Origin of the sequence: Vibrio iocasae (genome assembly GCF_042245395.1) — a bacterium.
Classification (GTDB): domain Bacteria; phylum Pseudomonadota; class Gammaproteobacteria; order Enterobacterales; family Vibrionaceae; genus Vibrio; species Vibrio iocasae.
This window is the reverse complement of record NZ_CP145310.1, coordinates 551,119-574,205: the sequence shown is the minus strand read 5'-3', so window position 1 is coordinate 574,205 and position 23,087 is coordinate 551,119. Positions and strand designations below refer to the sequence as shown.

The window sequence follows — 23,087 nt, the reverse complement described above, 5'->3', positions numbered from 1 at the left end:
CAGTAACAACAGCTATACACCACTACCCTAAACTCCATACTCATTACCACGCTGGAGCGTGGGAACGAGAAGAAGGCGCGAAGGTGCGTCGGAAGACCAAGAAATCGGACGGGTAGCATGATAAAGAACAACAAAACTCAACAAATCTGATAAACCGAACAACATATAAATGGAGCTTGTGATGAGCACAGCCAGAATCGAAAGACTAAAATCGGCACTATTTGCAGCCAAAAGAGAAATATCACTAGAACGAGCGCTGCTATACACCGAAAGTCATAAGCAAACTGAAGGCGAACACACGCTAATCCGCCGTGCAAAAGCAACCGCTCATATCCTGGATAACGTTGCAATATCTATCCGTGAAGACGAATTAGTCGCCGGTAACCGTACCATTAAACCTCGTGCGGGTATCGTATCCCCTGAGATGGACCCATACTGGATTGAAAAAGAGTTAGATATCTTTGAATCCCGTCCACAAGACAAATTCTACATCTCAGAAGAAGACAAAAAAGTATACCGCGAAGAGCTTCTGACATACTGGTCAGAGCGCTCGATGAAAGACTTCATCAACAGCCAGATCCCTGCGGAAATCAAAGATGCTGTAGGTCAGAAAATTTTTAGTGTTAACCAGACCGACAAAGGTCAGGGACACATCATCATCGATTTTGACCGCTTGCTAGAAAACGGCCTTGGTGCGCTAATCGATGAGCTTGAAACCCTTACGGTTTCTCAACCAGAAAACGAATTCTATCAGTCAGTACTGATCCTGCTTCAGGCTTCAGTACGTCATATCCGCCGATACGAAGCACTAGCTAAAGAAATGGCTGCTAACTGCGAAGACGAAACCCGACGTATCGAGCTTGAAATAATTGCATCTGTATCAGAGAAGATTGCAACCGCGAAACCTGAAGGCTTTATCGAAGCGTGTCAGCTGTTCTGGTACATGAACATCATTCTTCAGTATGAATCAAACGCAAGTTCACTGTCACTGGGCCGCTTCGACCAGTACATGATGCCGTTCTATAACCAATCTATCGAACAGGGTGAAGATCCAGCGTTCCTAAAAGAGTACCTGGAAAGTCTTTGGATCAAGACCAATGACATCGTTCTGCTTCGTTCTTCAGGCAGTGCGAAGTTCTTTGCGGGCTTCCCGACTGGCTACACCATTCTACTTGGTGGTTTGACTGAAACTGGCCAGAGCGCGGTAAACACGCTTTCTACACTCTGTCTTGATTCTTATCAGAGCGTTCAGTTACCACAGCCGAACCTTGGTGTGCGCGTCAACGAGTTTATGGACCGTGAGTTCATGATGAAAACTGCTGAGACGATTCGTTTGGGCACAGGTATCCCTCAGATCTTTAACGACGAAGTGGTTGTTCCTGCGTTCCTGAACCGCGGTGTGTCTCTGGAAGATGCGCGTGACTACTCTGTAGTGGGTTGTGTTGAGCTATCCATTCCGGGCAAAACGTACGGCCTGCACGACATTGCTATGTTCAACCTGCTCAAAGTCATGGAGCTGGTGCTTAAGCGCAACCAAAACAATGCAGAAGTAACCTATGACCAGCTTGTTGAAGAGATCCGCAGCGACATCTGTCACTACGTGAACCTAATGGTGAAAGGCTCGAACATTTGTGATATCGGCCACCGTGACTGGGCTCCGGTTCCCCTGCTCTCTTCGTTTATCAGTGATTGTATCGATAACGGTGAAGACATTACTTATGGCGGTAGCCGCTATAACTTCTCTGGTGTTCAGGGTATTGGTATCGCGAACCTTTCAGACTCACTGCACGCCCTTAAGCGCTTTGTGTTCGATGAGAAGCGTGCAACCTTTGCTGAGTTTATAGAGATGCTGGACAGCAACTTTGAAGCCGAAGATGGTAACAAAGTACGTGCGCGTCTTATGAACAAGTATGAAAAGTACGGCAACGACATTGATGAAGTAGATTCCATCGGCTCTGACCTGTTGCGCCTGTTCTGCAAAGAAGTTGAACAATATGACAACCCGCGTGGTGGCAAGTTTACCCCAGGCTCCTACACAGTATCCGCCCACGTACCTTTAGGTGCTGTTGTAGGAGCAACCCCTGACGGTCGTCTGTCAGGTGAACAGTTAGCTGATGGCGGTCTTTCACCAATGCTGGGTAAAGACCATCAGGGTCCGACGGCGGTTTTGAAATCAGTATCGAAGCTGGACAACTACCTGCTATCAAACGGTAGCCTGCTAAACGTGAAGTTCACCCCTTCAACATTAGAAGGTCAGCAAGGTCTATCTAAGCTGGGTGACTTCCTGCGCGCATTTATGAAGCTAAAGCTGCAACACATTCAGTTCAACGTTCTGAATGCAGACACACTTCGCAAAGCACAGGAAAAACCTGAAGATTACGCAGGTCTGGTGGTTCGCGTAGCGGGATACAGTGCCTTCTTCGTCGAGCTGTCTAAAGAGATTCAGGACGACATTATCCGAAGAACTGCCCATGAACTGTAATAGCAACCAAATTGATGTGGTTCAGTTGGACGAGGCGGGTAACGCCTCTTCCACAGGACACGTCTTCAACATTCAGCGTTATTCGCTAAACGATGGTGAAGGCATCAGAACGGTCGTGTTCTTCAAGGGCTGCCCTTTGAAGTGTCCGTGGTGCGCAAACCCGGAGTCTCGTTCGCATAAGCCACACACCATTAAGCGTGAAGCTAAATGTATCCATTGTGATACCTGCGATATGGATGTGGATGAATGTCCGAGTGGTGCGGTTGAAGTGGTTGGCCATGACATGACCATGGACGAAGTGCTGAAAGAGATCGCCAAAGATGAAGTGTTTTACCGCACCTCCGGTGGTGGTATCACCCTGTCAGGTGGTGAAGTGCTCTCTCAGGTGCCGTTTGTGATTGAGCTATTGAAAAAGCTGAAAACGCTTGGATACCAGACGGCCATAGAAACTTCTGGTCAGGGCAGCACAACGCAACTGCTACGTATTGGTGAACTGTGCGACGAAGTCCTGTTTGATTTCAAAATCATGGATTCAGAGCAGGCGAAAGACGTTATCGGTATCAACCTGGAGCGAGTGCTAGACGGATTTACCAAACTGGTAGAGAGCGGTGTCAATGTCATTCCTCGATTACCACTGATTCCGGGTTACACACTGGATATGGAAAACGTCTACAAGGTGATGAATTTCATCAAACCATTTGGACTGAAAGAGGTGCATATCCTGCCCTTCCACCAGTATGGTGCGAGTAAATACGACACGTTGGACATGGATTACGAGTTTAAAGACGTAACGGTTCCAACGAAAGATGAAGTAGCTTCGGTGAAACGACATATCGAAGCTCAGGGTTATAAGGTTGTTATCGGCGGCTAATGCTGACGGTAGCAGATAGGAGAACAAAGATGAAACAAAGAATTCTGATTACTGGTGCCAATGGCTTCTTCGGCACTCGCTTTATCAATAAGTACCAGGACAAGTTTGATATTACCCCAACAGACGTCGAGCAACTGGATATCACCGATGCCGATCAGGTGAACAAGATATTCGCGGAAGTAAAACCAGACTATGTCATTCACGCAGCAGCGATTGCAGTGACTGATTTCTGCAACAAGCACCCGGATATTGCTCATAAGGTCAACGTACAGGGGGCTATCAACGTAGCAAAAGCGTGTAAAGAGCAAGGCTCAAAGCTGGTCTTTATCAGCACCGAACAGATCTTTAACGGCAATGAAGAATCAGGCCCATACTCTGAAGAACACACGCCGAATCCGGATACCGTATATGGCCAGAACAAGCTGGAAGCAGAGCACGAACTAAAGAGCATTCTTGAAGAGATGTGGATTCTTCGCTTTACCTGGATGTTCGGTTTACCCGAGCGCAACACCAGCATTAACCCGAACGTGGTATGGAATACTCTTCAGGCGCTGATGAGTGGCGAAAAAATGCATGAGCGCACTAACGAATTCCGTGGACTGACTTATATTCACGAACTAATTGACCAGTTCGAGAACATTTTCGAGATTCCATATGGCACATACCACACTGGTGCACACAACCCTGATAGTCGCTATGAGATCGCTAAGCATATCCTTGTAGAAATGGGGCAGGAAGTTCGCTGGGGTGAAGTACTGGAGTCAACAGAAGCACCAAAAACACGTGATGTACGACTGGATACATCTAAGCTGGCAAAACAAGGAATTGTTTTTACCGACAGTAAAGCCGCTATCACTAAATGCCTGAAAGAATTTGGCTTTAAGAAATAACAGATTTTAGAATTTACAGAATTATCGGAGAGACAACATGATTTACTTCCTGGATACAGCAGACCTAGATGCTATCAAAAAAGCGGTCGACCTATACCCTCTTGCAGGTGTGACAACCAACCCGTCTATCATTGCAAAAGAGAAGAAGCCGCTTAAAGAGATCATCCTTAACATCCGTGAACTGATTGGTTCAGACCGCCTTCTACACGTTCAGGTAATGGGTAAAACCGCCGAAGTCATGCTTGAAGAAGCAGAAGCACTGCGCAAGATTGACCCTGACTTGTACATCAAGGTGCCGGTAACGCCTCAGGGCATTAAAGCAATGAAGCTGATGACGGAGAAAAACATCCCTATCACAGCAACGGCTATTCTGACTCCGCAGCAAGCACTAATGGCAGCAAAAGCGGGTGCAGAATATCTGGCGCCTTACGTAAACCGCCTGGACAATATCTGTGCTGACGGTACTCAGGTAGCAGCTGAAATTGCACATCTGATTGATGTTTACGGCCTAGATGCAAAAGTACTGGCAGCGTCATTTAAGAACGTTCAACAAGTGCATGAGATTGCAAAAGCAGGCGTGCAGTCAGCAACTATTGCTGCCGATGTATTCGACCTTCTTCTGGTTCACCCACTGACAGATTCAGGGGTAGCAGGATTCGTATCCGACTGGGAATCAGTATATGGTGAAGACACAAACGTATTGGACGTTCTTTAACCGACACTTAACGCGTGTTAGCGCACAAAGTAACTAATTAGATTGATTTTTTTATCTAATAAAAGCATTAATAGCAATATTAGAGATATACTATCTGGTATATCTCTTTTTTATTTTGGTTCAGATGAATATAGTCGCAGTTACAGCATGTATTAGCGGTGTCGCACATACTTATATGGCGGCAGAAGCTATTGAAAAATATTGCCAGAAACAAGGCATTAAAGTCGTTGTAGAAACTCAGGGCGCACTTGGCCTTGAAAATGGTCTTTCTCAGGAACAAATCGAGCAGGCCGATGTGGCAATTATCGTGGCAGATATCAATATAGAAGGCATCGAACGTTTTGAGAATACTCGCCAGATAAAGGCGAATATCTCCACCTTTTTACGACAGCCTCAAGAGATATTCGATATGTTGGAAAGAGTTTATAACTCTCCACCCAAAACGATCATTGAGATTTAACATCCCATCAATTTGGTAGCAGATACTTTTCAGACTTCATTGCTACGGGAGAGAGTCTGGTGGTTCCGGAGTAAAACCTGTTTTTCATGGATGAGCATTTTTACACAAAGAAAGCGGAGCGTACATGGATGTACTTGTGGCGTTTTTACGCAGGAATTACCGGACTTTCTGATACCTATTTTCTTAATTGTGACTCCGATAGTGCGTCCGATACTCAGAAGGCGATCGCGCAGTCTGATTGCGGAATACCCGGCAGAAGTAGTTACTGTCACTAAAGCCACATCGGTGTGCCACCTCTTTCACCTTCATATCGTATTCCTTCAGCAGGTACTTCGCCCGCTCCAGACGTATACGATTCAAGTGCTCATTAAACTTAATCTTGCCTTCTTTCTGGAACAGCTGTGACAAATAGTTTGGTGATACATAAAAGTGTTCGGCTACCGATTCACGAGTCAGTGGCTCATGGTAGTTTTGCTCAATATAATCACGCACCGCTTCAAATAATGCTTTACTGCGTGATAGCGTTTCCGGCGGGTTTTGCATCAGGTCGTTAACATGACTAAGCAGAGAAGCCACCAGCAGTTTCGCGGTATGCTGATCTTCTGCATGAGAACGCAACTCTTCCAAAGATTGAAGAATGAAGCTTCCCGTACGTGGTCCTCGACGCTGGACATTATCTTTTACCAACGTTGAGAACTGCGCTCCATCCCATTTTAGTAAGCTGATACCAAAACTCTGTTTACCAACCAGCAAATTAAGCATGATTACCGGTTTTTCCCAGTGTGGTTTGTTCCAACAATCTGTCGGTATATAAAGCGCATCACCGGACGTAAGCGTGTGTCGGGTATCCAGGCCGATATCATTCCCAACCTCCATAACAACTTCACCTTCCACCACCATTTCCAGGCGCTGAAAGTGAACCTGATATGCCAGTTCAGGAGGTTCCGGTAAGTTACTGGCAAAAATAATTTTGCCGATATTTTTGGGATATCCAGAGTAGTCAGAGAGCAAATGTTGCAAATATTGCTCTGGAGCGAGTTCAATTGCGTTCATCAAGTCAGAATCATTAATTACCTTTATATCTATAGTAAAGGATTCTGTTCTGTTTTGCTGTGTAGCAGGAAACAGTTATGCAAATCAAACCACTTATAGCTAATAACTTAGTTTTATTTGTAAACAATATGTTATATGCATATAATTTTTAACAATAATCAAAGTGGTATTGATAAATGCGTTTATTATTTTTGTTTGTAGTGGCACTCATTAGCCCAATGCTCACCAGTGCCAACACCTTGTCTATTGAAGGCAATGGTGAAGTCCATACTTTAACCATTGCTGAGCTCCAGGCGATGCCTGAAACCTCGTACATCACCCCTCTGCCCTGGACAAAAGGAGAATCCAAATTTACAGGCGTCCGGCTCTCCTATCTTTTACAAAATACCATTGGTGCGATACCAGAAAAAGTGAGCCTTAGAGCTCTGAACGATTACGCTGCGGTCATCATAAAATCGGACATACAACAATATGAACCTATCATCGCCTATCTTCGCGATGGAGAGACGATGAGAATCCGAGACAAAGGACCTTATTGGTTGATCTATTCACTGGCAAAGCACCCAGAACTTGATACTCCAAAGTATCAGGGGCAAATGGTATGGCAACTGGAGAGCATCAAAGTATTAGATGATGATAAGTAAAACCAGTAAGAAACGCATCCAACTCTATTCCAGGCCTGCAAAATGGCTACTAAGTATTCTCGCGTTATTTATTCTGATCGCAAACACGCTAATACTGAATGAAACCAATAAACTTGCTGATCTGTACTCTAGCCAGAGAAATCAGGCTACCTGGTTTCTCTTCCATTTGTCTAAAGAGTATCGAGAGTTGATGTTTGAAGCGAGTCACATTGGCGATGAGCACTCGCACCTGGCCAACGTTCAGCTCCAGTACGATCTTACATGGAGTCGCTTTGATATTATGCTTTCAAGCCGAGAATCTGACGACTTTTTATCTATCACAAACGAAAAGAAGATACTGGAAGAGATGTTTCTTAGGTTTAAAGCACTGGAGCCTGCACTGCTAAAAATCAAAGAAAACGATCCTGAATCAATAAGTAACTTCTATATCCCTGCGGCTCAATTACATCAGGAAGTTTCAGATTACGTACACCAAATATTCCGTGTGTCTAACCCAATACTTCTAGCAAAACAGGAACAAGCAAATAGTCTAAATACACTACAAACCATTCTCCTGAGCTTATTTATTATTTGCGTAATTCTTATCTGGTTTATTTTTAATCAGGAACTCAAACATAGTCGCCTATTAGCGCTCACTGACCCTTTAACAGGATTAAATAATCGCTTCGCTTTATTTGAAAACACCAACAAGCTTTCGCCCACAGAAGATAACGTCACTATTTTCTTGCTCGACTTAAATGGCTTTAAAGCGATCAACGACAAATATGGGCATGTCGCTGGAGACAGAGTACTGATCGAGTTTGCTCGAAGGTTACAATCCCTCACCAATTATGACTGTAATAGCTATCGCTTAGGCGGTGATGAGTTTGCCATTCTGTTGAACAACAGCAACAGTGAGTACAGCTATAGTTTTAAACAAGAGATTTACGCGCTGTTCGCAGCTCCATTTAGTTATGAAAAAAAGAATCTAAAAGTAACAACCAGTCTAGGTTCTGCCAACTACCCTGATGATAGCCAGAATATTGATGAGTTATTAATGCTTGCTGATCAAAAAATGTACCAAATGAAAGCCGGAGCAGCCTAAACACCCAGTCTGTATAACTATTTTTAATTATGAAACACATAGTTTCCTATAATTAACCGAAACATTTCGTTAAAATCAGATATTGCATGGAAACGAGCTAATACAAAACTAATTTGCTTTCTGATATCAATAAGAAGGACAAAAATGCATTATCTAGCAATCGCTTATCAGTGGAGAGAACGATTTTTGTCCCGTTCTCTTGTCCTTCTTATTCTGCTACTTACATCCCTTATATACCCGGTAACTGGCTTTACCGCTAAAGCTGACGAAGTCATCACGCTCCAGCTACGTTGGCATCACCAGTTTCAGTTTGCTGGCTATTATGCTGCGCTTGAAAAAGGCTACTACAAAGAAGAAGGGCTAAATGTCTTTATCCGGAATGGTGACCCGGACCATCAACCCGTTTCCGAAGTTTTAACTGGTAGAGCTTTATACGCTGAGGGGAACAGCGAAGTTCTTTATGAAAGGCTTAAAGGTGAACCGCTCGTAGCCTTAGCAGCCATATTTCAGCACTCCCCTTCTGTCCTGCTCACGTTAGAAAGCTCAGGTATTCGCTCTGCACATGAACTGATTGGCAAAAAGGTTATGCTAGCCAATGAAGACGAAGACGCAGACTTCATTACCATGTTTCTAAACGAAGGTATCGATTTACATCAGCTAGATATTGTACCGAGCAGTTACAACCTTAATGACCTTATTGAGGGTAACGTAGACGCATTTAACTCTTATAGCACCAATGAACCCTTCGTCCTTGAACAGCTCGCCCTGCCCTACAACATCATTGATCCAATGAACTATCGGGTCGATTTCTACAGCGATATTTTCTTCACTACTGAGCAAGAGCTCAAAGAGAATCCAGACCGTGTTGATGCGATGCTCCGTGCTACCTTAAAAGGTTGGCGTTACGCTATGGATAACCCGGAAGAGATCATCGATCTGCTAATCAACAAATATAAGGTCAAGAAATCACGTCAGCATCTTGAATTTGAAGCAGCTGAAATGCGGAAACTTATCCTCCCGGACTTAATCAAAATAGGTCATATGAACCAGGAACGTTGGCAACATATGACGAACACCTTTATTAGAGCCGGACAAATTAAAGATGATAGACATTTAAAAGGTTTTGTATACGACAATAGCCCGGCTCCGACTCCTGAATGGGTATTTCCGGTCTTGTTTGCTTCGCTGGTTATCGCTGCGGTCACCTCTACCATCACTATCATTCTTCACCGATTTAACCGAAGCATGGCTCAGGCTCAAACCAACCTGCTGCAAAGTGAAGAACGGTTTAAAGCGTTAAGTGTCGCTACACACGGTGGATTACTCATCCACAAAGGGGCCACGTTACTTGAATGCAATGACGGTCTGTCTGATCTTACAGGTTATGGATACGATGAGCTTGTCGGTATGGACGGCTTCAGACTGATCGCTCCGGAATCACGAAGCACTGTGGCTGAGAACATGAGGAAAGACTTTGCGGACAGCTACGAAGTCGTAGGGTTACGTAAAGATGGTTCTAAATACCCGCTGATGATCACTGGTAAAAACCTTGTATACAAAGGGAAACAAGCCAGAGTCGCTGAGTTAATCGATATCTCAGAACAAAAAGAAGCTGAAGAACAACTCAAGTTAGCTGCAAGTGTATTTACGCACGCACGCGAAGGAATAATGATTACCAATAAAGATGGTGACATTATTGAAGTTAACGACACTTTCAGCCAGATTACGGGCTACTCCCGTAGCGAAGCGCTTGGACAAAACCCTCGAATATTAAAATCTCACATTCATGGAACCGAATTTTATGCCGAGCTTTGGCGTTCACTTTTAGATAAAAACCAATGGTCAGGTGAGATCTGGAACAAACATAGGGATGGTTCTCTCTTTGCTGAGTCAATGACCATCAGTGCGGTCACCGATGCTGAGGGTAGTATTCAAAATTTCGTTGCTCTGTTTTCTGATATCACACAAAAAAAACAACACCAGCAGCAACTTGAGCATATCGCCCACTACGATCAACTGACCAACCTGCCAAATAGAATGCTGTTAGCGGACAGGCTTAACCACGCAATGAGCCAATGTGAAAGACGAGGCAAATCACTTGCGGTTGCCTATCTTGATTTAGATGGTTTTAAGGCCATCAATGATGCCTATGGCCACAGCGTTGGAGACGAGTTACTAATTGGCCTGTCGCAACTTATGCAAGATAGCTTACGCGAAGGGGATACAATCGCTCGAATCGGTGGTGATGAGTTTGTTGCCATACTTGCTGATATCGAGAAGATGGAAGACTGTGAACACGTACTGGACCGGTTACTAAAAGCAGCAATGACAACACTCACTATCAATGACATCTCACTACAAGTTTCCACCAGCATCGGTGTCACCTTGTACCCACATGATGGTGTTGATGGTGATCAACTGGTCCGTCACGCTGATCAGGCCATGTATATTGCCAAACAAACAGGTAAAAACCGCTATCACTTGTTCGATGTTTATAAAGACAAATCCATCCAGACTCAGAGAGAGACCATAGAGCATATTGAAAATGGTTTAGACAACCAGGAATTTGTTCTGCACTACCAGCCTAAAGTTAATATGCGAACAGGTGAAATCGTCGGTGCGGAAGCACTTATCCGCTGGGAACATCCCGAACGAGGACTGATGCTGCCAAACGACTTTCTTCCGGTTATCGAAAACCACCCGGTAAGTCTGCAGTTAGGTGACTGGGTAATTAAATCTGCGTTAAACCAGATAGAAGCATGGCAATCGTTAGGATTAAGTGTGCCTGTCAGCGTAAACGTGGATGCTTACCAGTTGCAGGAACCAGACTTTGTAGAAACATTAGCACAATGTTTATCATCGACACCGTCCGTATCTCCTGACATGTTGCAACTCGAAATACTTGAAACCAGCGCTCTGGGTGACATCACTGAAGTACTTGCGACAATGAAAGCTTGTATCGGCCTTGGTGTTGGCTTCGCACTTGATGATTTCGGTACCGGATTTTCTTCCCTTACCTACCTTAAACGTCTTCCTATCGAACTACTCAAAATCGATCAGAGTTTTGTGCGAGATGTTTTAGATGACCCGGATGACAGAGCGATAGTAAAAGGGGTGATTAGCCTAGCATCAGCCTTTAACCGAAAAGTCACGGCAGAAGGTGTCGAAACTATTGAACACGGAACTCAGTTACTTGCGATGGGTTGTGAGTTAGCACAGGGATACGGTATCGCTAAGCCAATGCCAGCGAAACAACTTACTGACTGGATTACAGATTGGAAGCCAGACCCAGCCTGGCAACAGGCTGAGCGTCAGCAAAAAGTAGGTTAAAATTGGTTACTTGTATTCTAGACGCTCTTTTAGCTCATTTATTACTGTTCTAAAGCGTGCAGGTAGTTCCCTATTGCGCTTCTTGACTAAGTAAAGTGTTTCGCACACTAATTTTTCTGGCGTGTAAACACTGAGGTTATGAGTAAGACTGAAGCCCTCTAGCGCGCTTCGTGGCAGGACAGTAAAACCTAGTCCTTTAGATACCGGGAGCAATATCTGGCTGAGCTGGTTAACATAGCCGGACACCGGAATATCACCTATATTCAATGAGTTAAACTCACTCTCACCACAACGGTCAAAATAGAGTGACAAGTAGTGCATCACGTCAGGATGTCGAATTAAGCCAAGTTCAGACAGTAAAGTGGTCATGCCTTCACGATCACTCTTTTCAGCAGGAAGAATCAGGCAAAGCTCTTCTTCTCCAATCTCTTCCACATCAAACAGGCTTGGGTTTGGAATATGAGTGACAATGCCAAGATCAATATCTCCATCACTAATTTCTTTTAGTATTTTCCTATTCGGAGCGGCCTCAAGATGAATAGTCAGGTTGGGAAATTCACACTGTAAATTCAGCAATCCAGAATAAAGCAAAAGGGCCAGCGAGCCTGAACAAGATAACTTACAGTGTCCGGAGCGCGGGTCATCAAAGCTAAGATTTTCAATGAGTTCTGCCTCACTCAGCTCTAACTTTAAAGCGTATTCGTACACCAGCCTTCCCTGCTCAGTAATTTCAAAACTCTTTTTATCTCGACGAACTAACTCATGACCGCAAGCATGCTCCAGCTTACGAATATGTTGACTCACCCCTGGCTGAGTCATAAACAACCTTTCTGCGGTCTTGGTAAAGTGTCCGGTATCAATTAAAGTCTTGAATGTTGTCAACCAGTTGGGATTAAGCATCTTGCCACTCATTACACAAATTTATGAAAACAAGAATAAATGATAATTTCTATTTTCTCCAGCTTCTAGTTAGATTACGCCCTTCACCGCATTACAGAGATAGGAAACAACAATGAAAGCAGTCACTTATCAAAAAGAATCCGATACCTTTACTTTTAGTGAGACAAACTCTCCTAAACTTGAGACCGAGTATGATGTACTTGTCAAAGTAATGGCGGTAGGACTAAACCCTGTTGATGCTAAAGTTCATCAATGGACAGGTATGGTCAATGGTATGGATGACAATTTTGTTGGTGGACTGGATGTATCCGGTGAAGTTGTGGAAGTTGGCAGTGCGGTGTCTGAGTGGAAAGTAGGTGATAAAGTGCTTTATCACGGTAACATGCGTCGAGTTCATGGGGGCTTTGCCGAGTTCGCGATACAAGACTCCCGCACTCTGGTTCGTCATCCAAATGTAAGCGCTGAGACAGCTGCGGCGACACCGTGTGCTGCATGGACTGCATATAGAGCTTTGTTCGAAAAGCTCTCAATAGAGAAACGCAGTTCAGTTTTTATCGCTGGCGGTGCCGGCGGCGTTGGTAGCTTCGCCATCCAGCTTGCCAGAATAGCCGGCGTAAAAACCATTATCACTACAAGTTCTGCGGCGAATCACGACTATGTAAAAAGCCTTGGAGCAACGCATACTATCGACTACCGCACCGAAGATGTCGTTGCAGCGGTATTAGACATTACCGACCAAAAAGGCGTGGAAGTCTCTCTGGATTGTGTAGGTGGCGAAAACGACTTAATTTGCGCGTCGGTGCTAGGCTACGAAGGAGAAATGGTTGAGCTGGTATCCACTGTGAACCCAAATAACTATCCGGGTGCATTTCTTAAAGGACTGAGCTTCCACCAACTCAGCTTAGGTTCAGGCCATGTCAACGGTGAGCACGGTTTTTCAACCATCACACACGCTGGTAACAAAGTATCTGAGCTGATAGAAAGTGGAGATCTAACGATACCTAAACTTGAAATCATCAAGTTAGAGCAAATTGGCGACGCGCTTAAAGCGATGAGAGAACAGCGCACCATAGGAAAAATTGTCGCTAGCACAACGGTCTAAACATAAATTTTTCTCTCAAAAACTCAGAGTAAATCTAATCACATCAAGAAGAGAGCTAAGTCTCTCTTCTTGCGATCCCCCTTTCGTCATCCATATCTGCTAGAATCGCTAACCTAATATCTATCCATATCATGCAATAAGTTCTGGCATCCAATGAAGCAACGTCCGAGTTCCAAGAAAACATCATCTGAAGTAACAACACAGCCAAAGGTTAAAAACAAAAAGTCGCCTTCAGGTCTGCATCCCAAAAATCAACACCACGGACGTTACGATTTTAGGTTATTAGTAAAAGCCCTACCCGCTCTCAAGCCTTATGTAATAAAGAACCCAAAGGGGCAAGATAGCATCAATTTTTCAGATCCTATTGCGGTAAAAATGCTCAACAAAGCACTGTTGGCGAAACACTACAACGTCACTCAGTGGGATATCCCAGAAGGTTATCTCTGCCCGCCCATTCCTGGTCGAGCTGACTACATCCATCGTCTGGCAACACTACTTAGCGATGACGATAACACCTTGAATCAACATTCCGTAAAAGCGCTAGATATCGGTGTTGGTGCCAACTGTATCTATCCCATTGTCGGAACCGTTCAGTATGGTTGGAACTATGTGGGAAGTGATATCGACCCGGTATCAGTGAATGCCGCAAATACAATTGCAAGCAACAATAAAGTGCTAAAAGGAAAAGTCGAAGCTCGTTTGCAAACAGAGAGTCGCTACCTATTCAAAAATATCATTCAACCCAATGAGTATTATTATATTACAACTTGTAATCCTCCGTTTCATAAATCAATGCAGGAAGCTCAACAAGGAACAGAACGTAAACTCAGAAACCTGAGCTCAAATAAAAAGAAAAGGGGCCAACAAATAGTTCAGCAAATTACAGCGAAGCAACCTAAACTGAACTTTGGAGGTCAGAAAGCTGAGCTCTGGTGCCCTGGTGGTGAAGCCGCATTTATAAAGAACATGGCTTTTGAAAGCAAAGAGTTTGCAGATCAGGTACTTTGGTTCTCTACCTTAATTTCTAAGAAAGAAAACGTACGCTGGATGCGCAAAAATCTTGAGAAGGCAGGAGCTGTCGAGATTCATATAGAAGAGATGACTCAGGGACAAAAGACCAGCCGTTTTATTGCATGGACGTTTCACAATAAAGAACAGAGAAAGGGCTGGCAAAAATAACATCATTAATAAAGGGAAATAAATGAATCTTTGGAATATTTATCCGGAGTCACTGCTCAGGTTTGAATGGATGTTTTATTTACAATATCCAACATTGCTTGCCTACCTGATTTTGATATTAAGCATGTTCAAATACATTAATCATCGAAAGCAGATAGCTTTGTTTATTGTTTTAACTCTGATAGCGAACATCTATATATTCTCGACTGCAGGACCAGGAATGGGCCGAGTCATGATTCCCCTATTGTTGGTATCTCTTGTTCTTTTACCTTTATCTTTGTTGTTTCGAAATATCCTGCTCAAGGCAACATCGGGGATTATGGTCTACTCGTTAATGTCGATAGCAGGGCTGTTGCATTGCCTGAGTTGGTTTACCTGGCTCATCGCTTTAGCTAACAGCTAAGCTTTACAGCTTTTCAATCGCATCTTGCCACTGTTTTACTTCAAATATAAGGGGCTCCAGCATCGTCATATCATAACGCCTCTGAGCTTGTGGTAATCCAATATCGCGTAAAGTGTAGAAGTCCCTGAAAACAAGGTATTCACCATCACAGTGAATATCAGCCAAAATGGAATCACAGTCAGGATCGCCACACGCACACTCTAGGATAGTGTAAGTTTTCCCCTTGTAAGCAGTCTTTTCACTGCACTTGATGAGCATATCACCCGACTCAAACACAGATTGCCAGAGAGCCTTCGCTGAAGGTAGCAGTTTCTTCTCTTCCAGATACCAGGCCAAATCCTTACCATCAATTACAATTTCCGCACGTTTAGGCCAATCCCCTCCGCGCTTATCGTTACACCACTTAAAACAAACCTGATTGATCTCCATTGACCTTTATCGATGGTGTTACCACTCACCTCTCCTTTTGCTACCACTTACTCTCAATATAGCGTTCATTTCAGACTAAGCAAACGTGTTCGCCACACCCCAATTCCGCAATACGAAATAAAAACATCAAATAGTTTCATTTTTTCTGAAAGCGTTCACAGTTCAAATAATCCTCACTTCAACAAATATGAAATATTAAATAAATTAAATTCCATATTGTGAAACACAGTGAGAAGAACAAGATGCCTTTAGTTAAAATTGAAGAACTACAAAATGAGTATGAAAGAATCCTGTTGGCTCGTGATATGAAGCCTGAAACAGCGACCAGGCTGGCGGCAGGTTTCGTGGAAATGGCAAACGAAGGAACCTACTCTCACGGTATCAACCGTTTCCCGGTATTTATCGATCAGGTTGATAAAGGACAAATTAAGCTTAATGCAGAGCCAGAGTGTGTAAACAGCATGGGGGCCCTGGAACAGTGGGACTGTAATTTTGGTCCGGGTGTACTTAATGGTTTGGTTTGTGCAGACCGCGCAATGGAGCTCGCGAAGCAGTACGGAATCGGTATGGTTGGTATGAAAAATTCTAACCATTGGATGCGCGGAGGTGCTTACGTATTGAAAATGGCACGACAAGGCTTTGCTGGTATTGCATCAACTAACTCTATCGCTGTTATGCCTGCTTGGGGCGGAAAAGACCACCGTGTAGGCTCAAATCCACTCATCATGGCAATTGCAGGCGAACCTCCTGTATTGGTTGATTGCTCAATGACACAATACTCTTACGGCCAGTTACAGAACTTTGTTCTGGCAGACAAAGAGCTGCCTGTCGTAGGTGGATTTGATGACAATGGCGAACTAACGAAAGACCCTCATGTTCTTTGGGAAAACAAACGCCTTTTACCAATGGGGTTCTGGAAAGGTTCTTCAATGGCTATCGTGTTGGATATGATGCTGACAGCTATCACTGGCGGTCAGTCAGTACCAGCGTTAACTGAAGATATGGGTGGCGAGTTTGGTGTATCCCAGTTCCTGATTGCTATCGACCTTAGCAAGACAATGGACAGTACTCGTTATGCCGAAGAGATGAAACGTATTCGCGACTACGTTCTTGCATCTGAACCTGCTGAAACCGGTCAGGTTATGATTGCCGGCTCTGAAATTCAGGCTTTCCTCGATAAACATGAAGCGCAGGGTGGCATTGAAATTAACGACGGAATCTGGTCTCAAATCAAGGCTCTTTGATTCTTAGATATTCATCTCGAAGCTTCGGCTTCGGGATAAGAGTTCGAGGTACTTATGCGTACATTCTTTAAATGGTTATGGAACTGCATCGATCTTCTGATGGCCGCCGTACTGGTTGCTATGATTGTGCTGGTCTTTACCAACGTAGTTTTAAGATATGGCTTCTCATCGGGCCTTCGCGAGTCTGTTGAGTTATCCCGTCTGGGCCTTGTTTGGGTTGTCATGTTAGGGGCAGTTGTCGTGCTCCGTCGTGATGAGCACTTGGCCGTCCATGAGTTTTCCGAGCGTATGATGCCAAAGGCAGTTCCCTTCCTGAGAAGACTCTGCTGGCTCATTATTCTTGTCGCAGTATCCATGCTGTTCATTGGCTCATTCAACCAGATGATGGACAACTGGAACGACATCTCTCAATTGACAGGTCTTCCATCTGCACTCTTTTATCTTGCAGGTGCGGTATCTGGTGGTCTGATGGCATTTTTAGCTGTAGTTCGAGTTATTTTCCCAGATTGGCTAAACGAAAAAGTAGAGTCAGGAGAGAAGTAGTATGACACTCGCAATATTTTTATCTGTACTCATTATATCGATCCTATTAGGACTGCCAGTTGCCTTTGCTCTGCTACTTTCTTCTATGGCACTGATGCTTCATATGGATCTGTTCAGCTCTGACATCCTGGCTCAGTCTCTGGTAAATGGCGTAGACAGTTTCACTCTGTTGGCAATTCCGTTCTTCCTGGTTGCCGGTGAGGTTATGTCTTCCGGTGGCCTTTCTACCCGCATCGTTCGTCTTGCGACATGTTACGTCGGGCACAGAAAAGGAGGGCTGGGTTACGTTGCCATCATGACCTCTGTCCTGCTTGCAGGTCTATCTGGCTCTGCGGTTGCTGATGCTGCAGCTCTGGTAAGTATTCTTTACCCAATGATGAAACAGGCACGTTACCCAGAAGCACCTTCAATGGGTCTGTTAGCTTCCGGTGGCATCATCGCTCCCGTTATTCCGCCTTCGCTACCTTTGATTCTGGTTGGCGTTGCCGGCGGCATATCCATCAAAAACCTATTCCTGGGTGGTATTGTACCGGGATTGTTGATGGGTCTGACTCTGATGACAATGTGGGGCTTTATGGTCCGTAAAGAAGACCTGGAGATCTCGGAAAAAGCATCAAAAGAAGAGAAACGTGCAGCACTGAAAGATGGCGTGTGGGCTCTGATGCTGCCTATCATTATCATTGGTGGTATTCGATTTGGTATCTTTACCCCAACAGAAGCAGCCGTTGTTGCCGCGGTATACGCTATCTTCGTTTCATCGGTAATCTACAAAGAGATTACGCTAAAAACTTTCTATCAAATTTTACTCGCTGCAGGACGCTCTACCTCTATGGTTATGTTCCTTGTAGGTTGTGCAATGGTCGCCGCCTGGTTGATCACCGTCGCTCAGCTTCCTCAGCAACTTGCAGAACTACTTGGTCCACTCGTTGATAGCCCTAGGTTGTTAATGGCGGTAATCATGGTACTTGTTCTGTGTGTCGGCATGGTAATGGATTTAAGTCCAACAATTCTAATCTTAGTTCCACTGCTTATGCCTGTAATCAAAATGGCTGGTATCGACCCGGTTTACTTCGGACTGATGTTCGTCATTAACTGCTCGATTGGTCTGATTACACCCCCTGTAGGAACCGTGTTAAACGTAGTTTGTGGCGTAGCGAAAGTCCCTATGTCTACCTCTGTTAAAGGTGTACTTCCGTTTATTGGCGCATACATCGTGTTACTGGCACTGTTCGTCATATTCCCAAGCATTATTACCGTTCCAATGTCCCTTGTTATTGGTTAAATCCATGGAGAAACAAAAGATGAAATCATTATTAAAAGTTGTAGGAATCGCTTCAGTATTATCGCTTTGCACTACTTATGCGTCAGCAGCAACATTGAGACTTGCTCACGCAGCACCTGAGTCAGATCTTCAGCAAGATATGTCTCTATACTTCAAAAAAGAAGTGGAAGCGCGTAGTGATCTGAAGGTAGCGATTTTCCCTCAAGGTCAGCTTGGTAACGACAAGCAGATGATCGACGGTACTCGCTCTGGCATCATCGATATCTCTATGGTTGGTTTAAACAACTACTCTGGCCTACTGCCTGAATCAGCAGCGTTCACACTGCCATTTATGTTCCCTACTCGTGACGTCGCGTACAAAGTACTGGATGGCGAACCAGGTCAGGAAGTGATGAAGCAGATGGAAGGTGTGGGTGTTAAAGGCCTTGGCTTCCCAGAAAATGGCTACCGTAACATGACAAACAACCGTGGCCCTATTCGTAATCCTAATGATGTACCTGGACTACGCATGCGTGTAAACAGCTCAAAAGCTCTGAATGACATGTTTAACGAGTTGGATGCAAACCCACAGCAGATCCCTGTAGCGGAGCTATACACTGCTCTGGAAACGGGCGTTGTTGATGCGCAGGACCACCCTATTGGTGTAACACTGTCATTCAAATTCTACGAAGTACAGAAGTACCTGAGCATGACTCAGCACGCGTACTCTCCTCTTATCCTTACTATGAACCTTAAGAAGTTCAACAAGCTAAGTGCAGAAGAGCAGAAAGTGATTACTGAAGTAGCGGCAGAAGCTGTGAAAATGCAGCGTGAACTAAGCATCGCAAAAGAAGACAAGATGATTGCAGAGCTTGAAGCAAGCGGTATGACTGTAAACCGCGACGTTGATGGCGCAGCATTCCAGAACATGGTTAAGCCAGTATGGAACGCATTCATCGAGAAAAACGGTGACGCTATGATTAAGAAAATTCAGCTAGCATCAAAATAATCGCTCTCTGATTGTTACCTTGTAGTCCCTTATTCGTCTGGTATGCACGTACCAGACGAATAATCCCCCTAACTTTATTTGAAGCAGTTAACTAATTAATAGTTGATAAGGCTAGTATTATGTATCAGGAATTAAAAGAAAGAGTTTTAAAAGCTAACCTACAGTTACCTAAATATGGATTGGTCACTTTTACCTGGGGGAATGTAAGCGAAATTGACCGCGAAAATAACGTTATTGCTATCAAACCATCCGGTGTGGAATATGACGACATGCAAGTGGATGACATCGTGGTCGTTGATCTTGACGGTAATATTATTGAAGGAAAACTCAATCCATCCAGTGATACAAAAACTCATATCGAGTTATACAAAGCCTTCGACGATATTGGCGGTGTTGTGCACACGCACTCACGTCAGGCTACCATCTGGGCACAAGCCGGCCTTGATATCCCTGCCCTTGGCACCACTCATGCCGATTACTTTTATGGTGATATCCCCTGCACACGACAGTTAACACCTGAAGAGATTGAAGGTGATTACGAAAAGAATACGGGACTGGTGATTGTTGAAGAGTTTGCTCGCAGAGCGCTAAGTCCAAAGGCCGTACCAAGTGCAATCGTCAGTGGCCACGCTCCGTTTTCGTGGGGCAAAAATGCAACCGACGCAGTCCATAATGCCGTTGTTTTAGAAGAAGTTGCCACGATGGCAATCGGTACACGTTCTCTGAATACAGGCATCAATATTCAGAAAGAGCTATCAGATAAGCATTACAACCGAAAGCACGGTGAAAATGCTTATTACGGTCAAAATAAATAATCACCCCATCGTCACCGGAATACAGTTTTCAAGTTTGAGTATGCTTATGCTAGTCGGAAAAATAAACAAAACCATCGAACATAAATATTATCCTTCGGTGGTAACCAATATTCTTGAATATTTAAACCAACAAGAGCTTGATAAATTACCTACAGGCCGTCACGAACTGCCTTTTTTGGACAGTAATAAAGCATGGTTTGTCATTCTTGAATATCAGACTGAACAAGAGGCCAATTTTAAGCCAGAGATTCATCACCATCACTCTGACCTTCAGATTGTGCTATCCGGCACAGAGAAAATGGCTTGGTGCCTGGACGAAGGTGAGTTTGAAAACGATGGTGAATATCTGGAGCAAAGAGACCTTCAGTATTACAAACGTGATGGCATGCAAATCCACTACCTCACAGCACAACCTGATCGCTTCTATCTGTTTACCCCTAACACCGTTCATTTCACCAATATCAAAGATAACGAGGTTTCAGAGGTAAGAAAGCTGGTTGTAAAAATTCACAACGACCTTTTGGTGGCTTAAATATGAATTATTATCTGGGCATAGACTCTGGCGGCACCTTTATGAAAGCAGGTTTGTTCGATGCTAAAGGTCAGGAAATCGCCATTTTCAGAAAGAATGCGGATGTGGTTAACGTTCAGAAAGGTTGGGTTGAAAGAGACCTTGATGCGCTCTGGATGGATACAAAAGATGTCATTAAAGGCGTTCTGAAACAAAGCCATATTGATCCAAGCCTCATAAAAGGCATCAGCATCTCTGCTCAGGGCAAAGGTGCCTACCTTCTGGACAAACAAGGTGTACCACTTAGAAATGGCATCGTGTCATCCGATTCCCGCTCAATAGAAATTGTAAAACAGTGGCAGGCTGATAAGTTTCCTGAAAAGATTTACCCCCTGACGTTACAAACGTTGTGGACAGGCCATCCGGTATCTATAGTTCGCTGGCTTAAAGACAATGAGCCGGAAACATACAAAAACATCGGCTCCATCATGATGTCTCATGATTACATCCGCTACTGCCTGACAGGACATATTGCTGCTGAGATCACCAATATGTCTGAAAGCAACTTCTTCAACGCTCAAACTGGTGAATATGATATCGAATTGCTAAAACTTTTTGATATCGAAGAGGTTTTCCACGCCCTTCCTCCCCTAATCTACCCTACGGAACAAGCGGGCTCTGTTACTCAGGAAATGGCAGAAGCGACAGGACTGGCAGAAGGCACTCCTGTCTTTGGCGGACTTTTTGATGTGGTCTCTACCGCGATCTGCTCTGGAATCGATGCCTCAGAAAAGAAACTCAATGCCGTCATGGGCACCTGGTCTGTGACATCCGGAATCACCAGAGAAATTACTCAAACTCAGGGGCATAACTTTGTCTATGGCCACTATGCAGTGCCTGGAGAGTACATTATTCACGAAGCAAGCCCGACTTCAGCCAGCAATTACGAATGGTTCTCACCTTACCTGGGGGACAACGGAAAGCTTGATCACCCAGCCAACGAAGCATTAGTTAAAGAGCTGGAACCTGTTTCGACAGACCTGTTTTTCGTTCCTTTCCTATATGGTTCCAATGCAGGACTAGGGCTCAAGTCCGGACTATACGGATTACAGGCACACCATACCAAAGGACACATCATTCAGGCTATTTGGGAAGGCATCCTTTTCTGCCACAACGTACACCTGCAAAGAATGATGCAGCGTTTTCCTGATGCAAAAACCTTAAGGGTGACAGGTGGCACCACCCAATCAAACACATGGATGCAGATGTTGGCTGATATGTCCGGTATGACGCTAGAAATACCAAACATTGAAGAGACAGGCTCACTAGGCGCAGCGCTCGTTTCCATGGTGGGTGCAAATGAATTTGGTTCAGTGACGGAAGCGATAGAAGCAATTACACCAGACGTAACCACCATTCAGCCCAATCCGGAATATTTTGAAAAATACAAAGCTAAGTACCAACGTTACCTGAACTTTGTAGAAATGATTAAGCAATTTGAGGCTATTTAAATGACAAAACCTCTTTTACAAATCGCACTTGATGCGAAAGATTTAGACAGCGCGTTAAGAGCAGCAGAAATTATCGCTGACAAAGTTGATATTCTGGAAGTCGGGACCATTCTGGCTTTTGCTGAAGGCTTGAATGCGGTGCGTACTCTACGCAAAAAATACCCGAATCATATTATTGTCTGTGACATGAAGATCCTGGATGCCGGAGATATTCTTACAGGTATGGCATTCGAAGCGGGAACCAACTGGATAACCGTTGGTGCCGGTGCTCATATCGAAACCATACGCTCTGCGAATAAGCTGGCTCAACAACACAATGGCGAAGTTCAAATTGAACTGTTCGGTAAGTGGGATTTAGAGGATGCACAATTGTGGCTGGATGCAGGTGTAAAACAGGCAATTTACCATCGTTCTCGCGATGCTCAGGCAGCTGGAGTCAGTTGGACTGAGGAGGATCTCAAAATTATGAAAGAGCTCTCTGACTTAGGTATTGAACTCTCTATCACTGGTGGTATTGTTCCTCAAGATATTCATTTATTTAAGAATATCAACGCTAAAGCATTCATAGCGGGAAGAGCATTAGCAAGTGAGGGTGGTCAACAAACAGCAGATGCATTCCACAATGAATTTGAGAAATACTGGTAAGGTAAA

General features: G+C 44.3%; 22 protein-coding genes. 19 read left to right on the top strand and 3 right to left on the bottom strand.

Annotated elements, in window-relative coordinates; all coding sequences use genetic code 11:
• Window positions 1-181 precede the first annotated feature (181 nt).
• The 5 genes from SNR28_RS02620 (at window position 182) to SNR28_RS02600 (ending at window position 5,418) form a co-directional block, all read left to right on the top strand.
• Window positions 182-2,482 carry a formate C-acetyltransferase gene (locus tag SNR28_RS02620; protein ID WP_375749468.1) on the top strand — a complete coding sequence of 767 codons (2,301 nt, stop codon included), beginning with the start codon at window positions 182-184 and terminating at the stop codon, window positions 2,480-2,482.
• On the top strand, window positions 2,472-3,353 hold the full coding sequence (locus SNR28_RS02615; protein ID WP_375749467.1) for a [formate-C-acetyltransferase]-activating enzyme: 882 nt from the start codon (window positions 2,472-2,474) through the stop codon (window positions 3,351-3,353). Before SNR28_RS02620 ends, SNR28_RS02615 begins: the two co-directional genes overlap by 11 nt.
• Window positions 3,353-4,243 (top strand): SDR family oxidoreductase, encoded by an 891-nt coding sequence (locus tag SNR28_RS02610; RefSeq protein ID WP_375749466.1) that lies wholly within the window; start codon window positions 3,353-3,355, stop codon window positions 4,241-4,243. The genes SNR28_RS02615 and SNR28_RS02610 overlap by 1 nt, the downstream gene beginning before the upstream one ends.
• Before the next feature lie 37 nt (window positions 4,244-4,280).
• A complete protein-coding gene (locus SNR28_RS02605) occupies window positions 4,281-4,958 on the top strand; it encodes a fructose-6-phosphate aldolase (RefSeq protein ID WP_375749465.1) in 678 nt (225 codons plus the stop codon).
• Between the two features lie 124 nt (window positions 4,959-5,082).
• The gene (locus SNR28_RS02600) at window positions 5,083-5,418 is read left to right on the top strand and encodes a fructose PTS transporter subunit IIB (protein WP_375749464.1); all 336 of its coding nucleotides are present in this window, start codon (window positions 5,083-5,085) and stop codon (window positions 5,416-5,418) included.
• 183 nt (window positions 5,419-5,601) lie between these two features.
• On the opposite strand, the gene SNR28_RS02595 is transcribed toward SNR28_RS02600, so the two are convergent.
• Entirely contained in the window at window positions 5,602-6,471 is an 870-nt protein-coding gene (locus SNR28_RS02595) for a helix-turn-helix domain-containing protein (protein WP_375749463.1), read from the bottom strand.
• A gap of 176 nt (window positions 6,472-6,647) precedes the next feature.
• On the opposite strand from SNR28_RS02595, the gene SNR28_RS02590 reads away from it, so the two are divergent.
• The 3 genes from SNR28_RS02590 (at window position 6,648) to SNR28_RS02580 (ending at window position 11,529) form a co-directional block, all read left to right on the top strand.
• On the top strand, window positions 6,648-7,115 hold the full coding sequence (locus SNR28_RS02590; protein WP_375749462.1) for an oxidoreductase: 468 nt from the start codon (window positions 6,648-6,650) through the stop codon (window positions 7,113-7,115).
• The gene (locus SNR28_RS02585; protein WP_375749461.1) at window positions 7,102-8,199 is read left to right on the top strand and encodes a GGDEF domain-containing protein; all 1,098 of its coding nucleotides are present in this window, start codon (window positions 7,102-7,104) and stop codon (window positions 8,197-8,199) included. Before SNR28_RS02590 ends, SNR28_RS02585 begins: the two co-directional genes overlap by 14 nt.
• Window positions 8,200-8,343: 144 nt before the next feature.
• Window positions 8,344-11,529, top strand: a complete 3,186-nt coding sequence (locus SNR28_RS02580) for an EAL domain-containing protein (protein WP_375749460.1) — start codon at window positions 8,344-8,346, stop codon at window positions 11,527-11,529.
• Between the two features lie 6 nt (window positions 11,530-11,535).
• Here SNR28_RS02580 and SNR28_RS02575 read toward each other — a convergent pair whose 3' ends face one another.
• The gene (locus tag SNR28_RS02575; protein ID WP_375749459.1) at window positions 11,536-12,429 is read right to left on the bottom strand and encodes a LysR family transcriptional regulator; all 894 of its coding nucleotides are present in this window, start codon (window positions 12,427-12,429) and stop codon (window positions 11,536-11,538) included.
• A gap of 112 nt (window positions 12,430-12,541) precedes the next feature.
• Between SNR28_RS02575 and SNR28_RS02570 the strand changes: the two genes are divergently transcribed.
• From SNR28_RS02570 to SNR28_RS02560, 3 genes are all read left to right on the top strand, one after another.
• Window positions 12,542-13,531: a zinc-binding dehydrogenase gene (locus SNR28_RS02570; protein WP_375749458.1), complete on the top strand. Its 990-nt coding sequence runs from the start codon at window positions 12,542-12,544 to the stop codon at window positions 13,529-13,531.
• Between the two features lie 153 nt (window positions 13,532-13,684).
• A complete protein-coding gene (gene rlmF / locus SNR28_RS02565) occupies window positions 13,685-14,710 on the top strand; it encodes a 23S rRNA (adenine(1618)-N(6))-methyltransferase RlmF (RefSeq protein WP_375749457.1) in 1,026 nt (341 codons plus the stop codon).
• 22 nt (window positions 14,711-14,732) lie between these two features.
• Window positions 14,733-15,113, top strand: a complete 381-nt coding sequence (locus SNR28_RS02560) for a hypothetical protein (protein ID WP_375749456.1) — start codon at window positions 14,733-14,735, stop codon at window positions 15,111-15,113.
• A gap of 3 nt (window positions 15,114-15,116) precedes the next feature.
• On the opposite strand, the gene SNR28_RS02555 is transcribed toward SNR28_RS02560, so the two are convergent.
• Complete coding sequence (locus tag SNR28_RS02555; RefSeq protein WP_375749455.1) at window positions 15,117-15,542, bottom strand: hypothetical protein; 426 nt, start codon at window positions 15,540-15,542, stop codon at window positions 15,117-15,119.
• A 242-nt stretch (window positions 15,543-15,784) separates the two neighbouring features.
• Here SNR28_RS02555 and yiaK point away from each other — a divergent pair, with 242 nt between their 5' ends.
• The 8 genes from yiaK (at window position 15,785) to SNR28_RS02515 (ending at window position 23,081) form a co-directional block, all read left to right on the top strand.
• The gene (yiaK, locus tag SNR28_RS02550) at window positions 15,785-16,786 is read left to right on the top strand and encodes a 3-dehydro-L-gulonate 2-dehydrogenase (protein ID WP_375749454.1); all 1,002 of its coding nucleotides are present in this window, start codon (window positions 15,785-15,787) and stop codon (window positions 16,784-16,786) included.
• A gap of 54 nt (window positions 16,787-16,840) precedes the next feature.
• Window positions 16,841-17,329 (top strand): TRAP transporter small permease, encoded by a 489-nt coding sequence (locus tag SNR28_RS02545; RefSeq protein WP_375749453.1) that lies wholly within the window; start codon window positions 16,841-16,843, stop codon window positions 17,327-17,329.
• Window position 17,330: 1 nt separating this feature from the next.
• Window positions 17,331-18,611: a TRAP transporter large permease subunit gene (locus tag SNR28_RS02540; RefSeq protein WP_375749452.1), complete on the top strand. Its 1,281-nt coding sequence runs from the start codon at window positions 17,331-17,333 to the stop codon at window positions 18,609-18,611.
• Window positions 18,612-18,630: 19 nt separating this feature from the next.
• Entirely contained in the window at window positions 18,631-19,599 is a 969-nt protein-coding gene (locus SNR28_RS02535; protein ID WP_375749451.1) for a DctP family TRAP transporter solute-binding subunit, read from the top strand.
• 119 nt (window positions 19,600-19,718) lie between these two features.
• The gene (locus tag SNR28_RS02530; RefSeq protein ID WP_375749450.1) at window positions 19,719-20,414 is read left to right on the top strand and encodes an L-ribulose-5-phosphate 4-epimerase; all 696 of its coding nucleotides are present in this window, start codon (window positions 19,719-19,721) and stop codon (window positions 20,412-20,414) included.
• Between the two features lie 40 nt (window positions 20,415-20,454).
• Entirely contained in the window at window positions 20,455-20,946 is a 492-nt protein-coding gene (locus tag SNR28_RS02525; protein WP_375749449.1) for a YhcH/YjgK/YiaL family protein, read from the top strand.
• A 2-nt stretch (window positions 20,947-20,948) separates the two neighbouring features.
• Window positions 20,949-22,436, top strand: coding sequence for an FGGY-family carbohydrate kinase (locus SNR28_RS02520; protein WP_375749448.1), 1,488 nt, complete (start codon window positions 20,949-20,951; stop codon window positions 22,434-22,436).
• A complete protein-coding gene (locus tag SNR28_RS02515) occupies window positions 22,437-23,081 on the top strand; it encodes a 3-keto-L-gulonate-6-phosphate decarboxylase UlaD (RefSeq protein WP_375749447.1) in 645 nt (214 codons plus the stop codon). It abuts the gene before it with no gap.
• Window positions 23,082-23,087 lie beyond the last annotated feature (6 nt).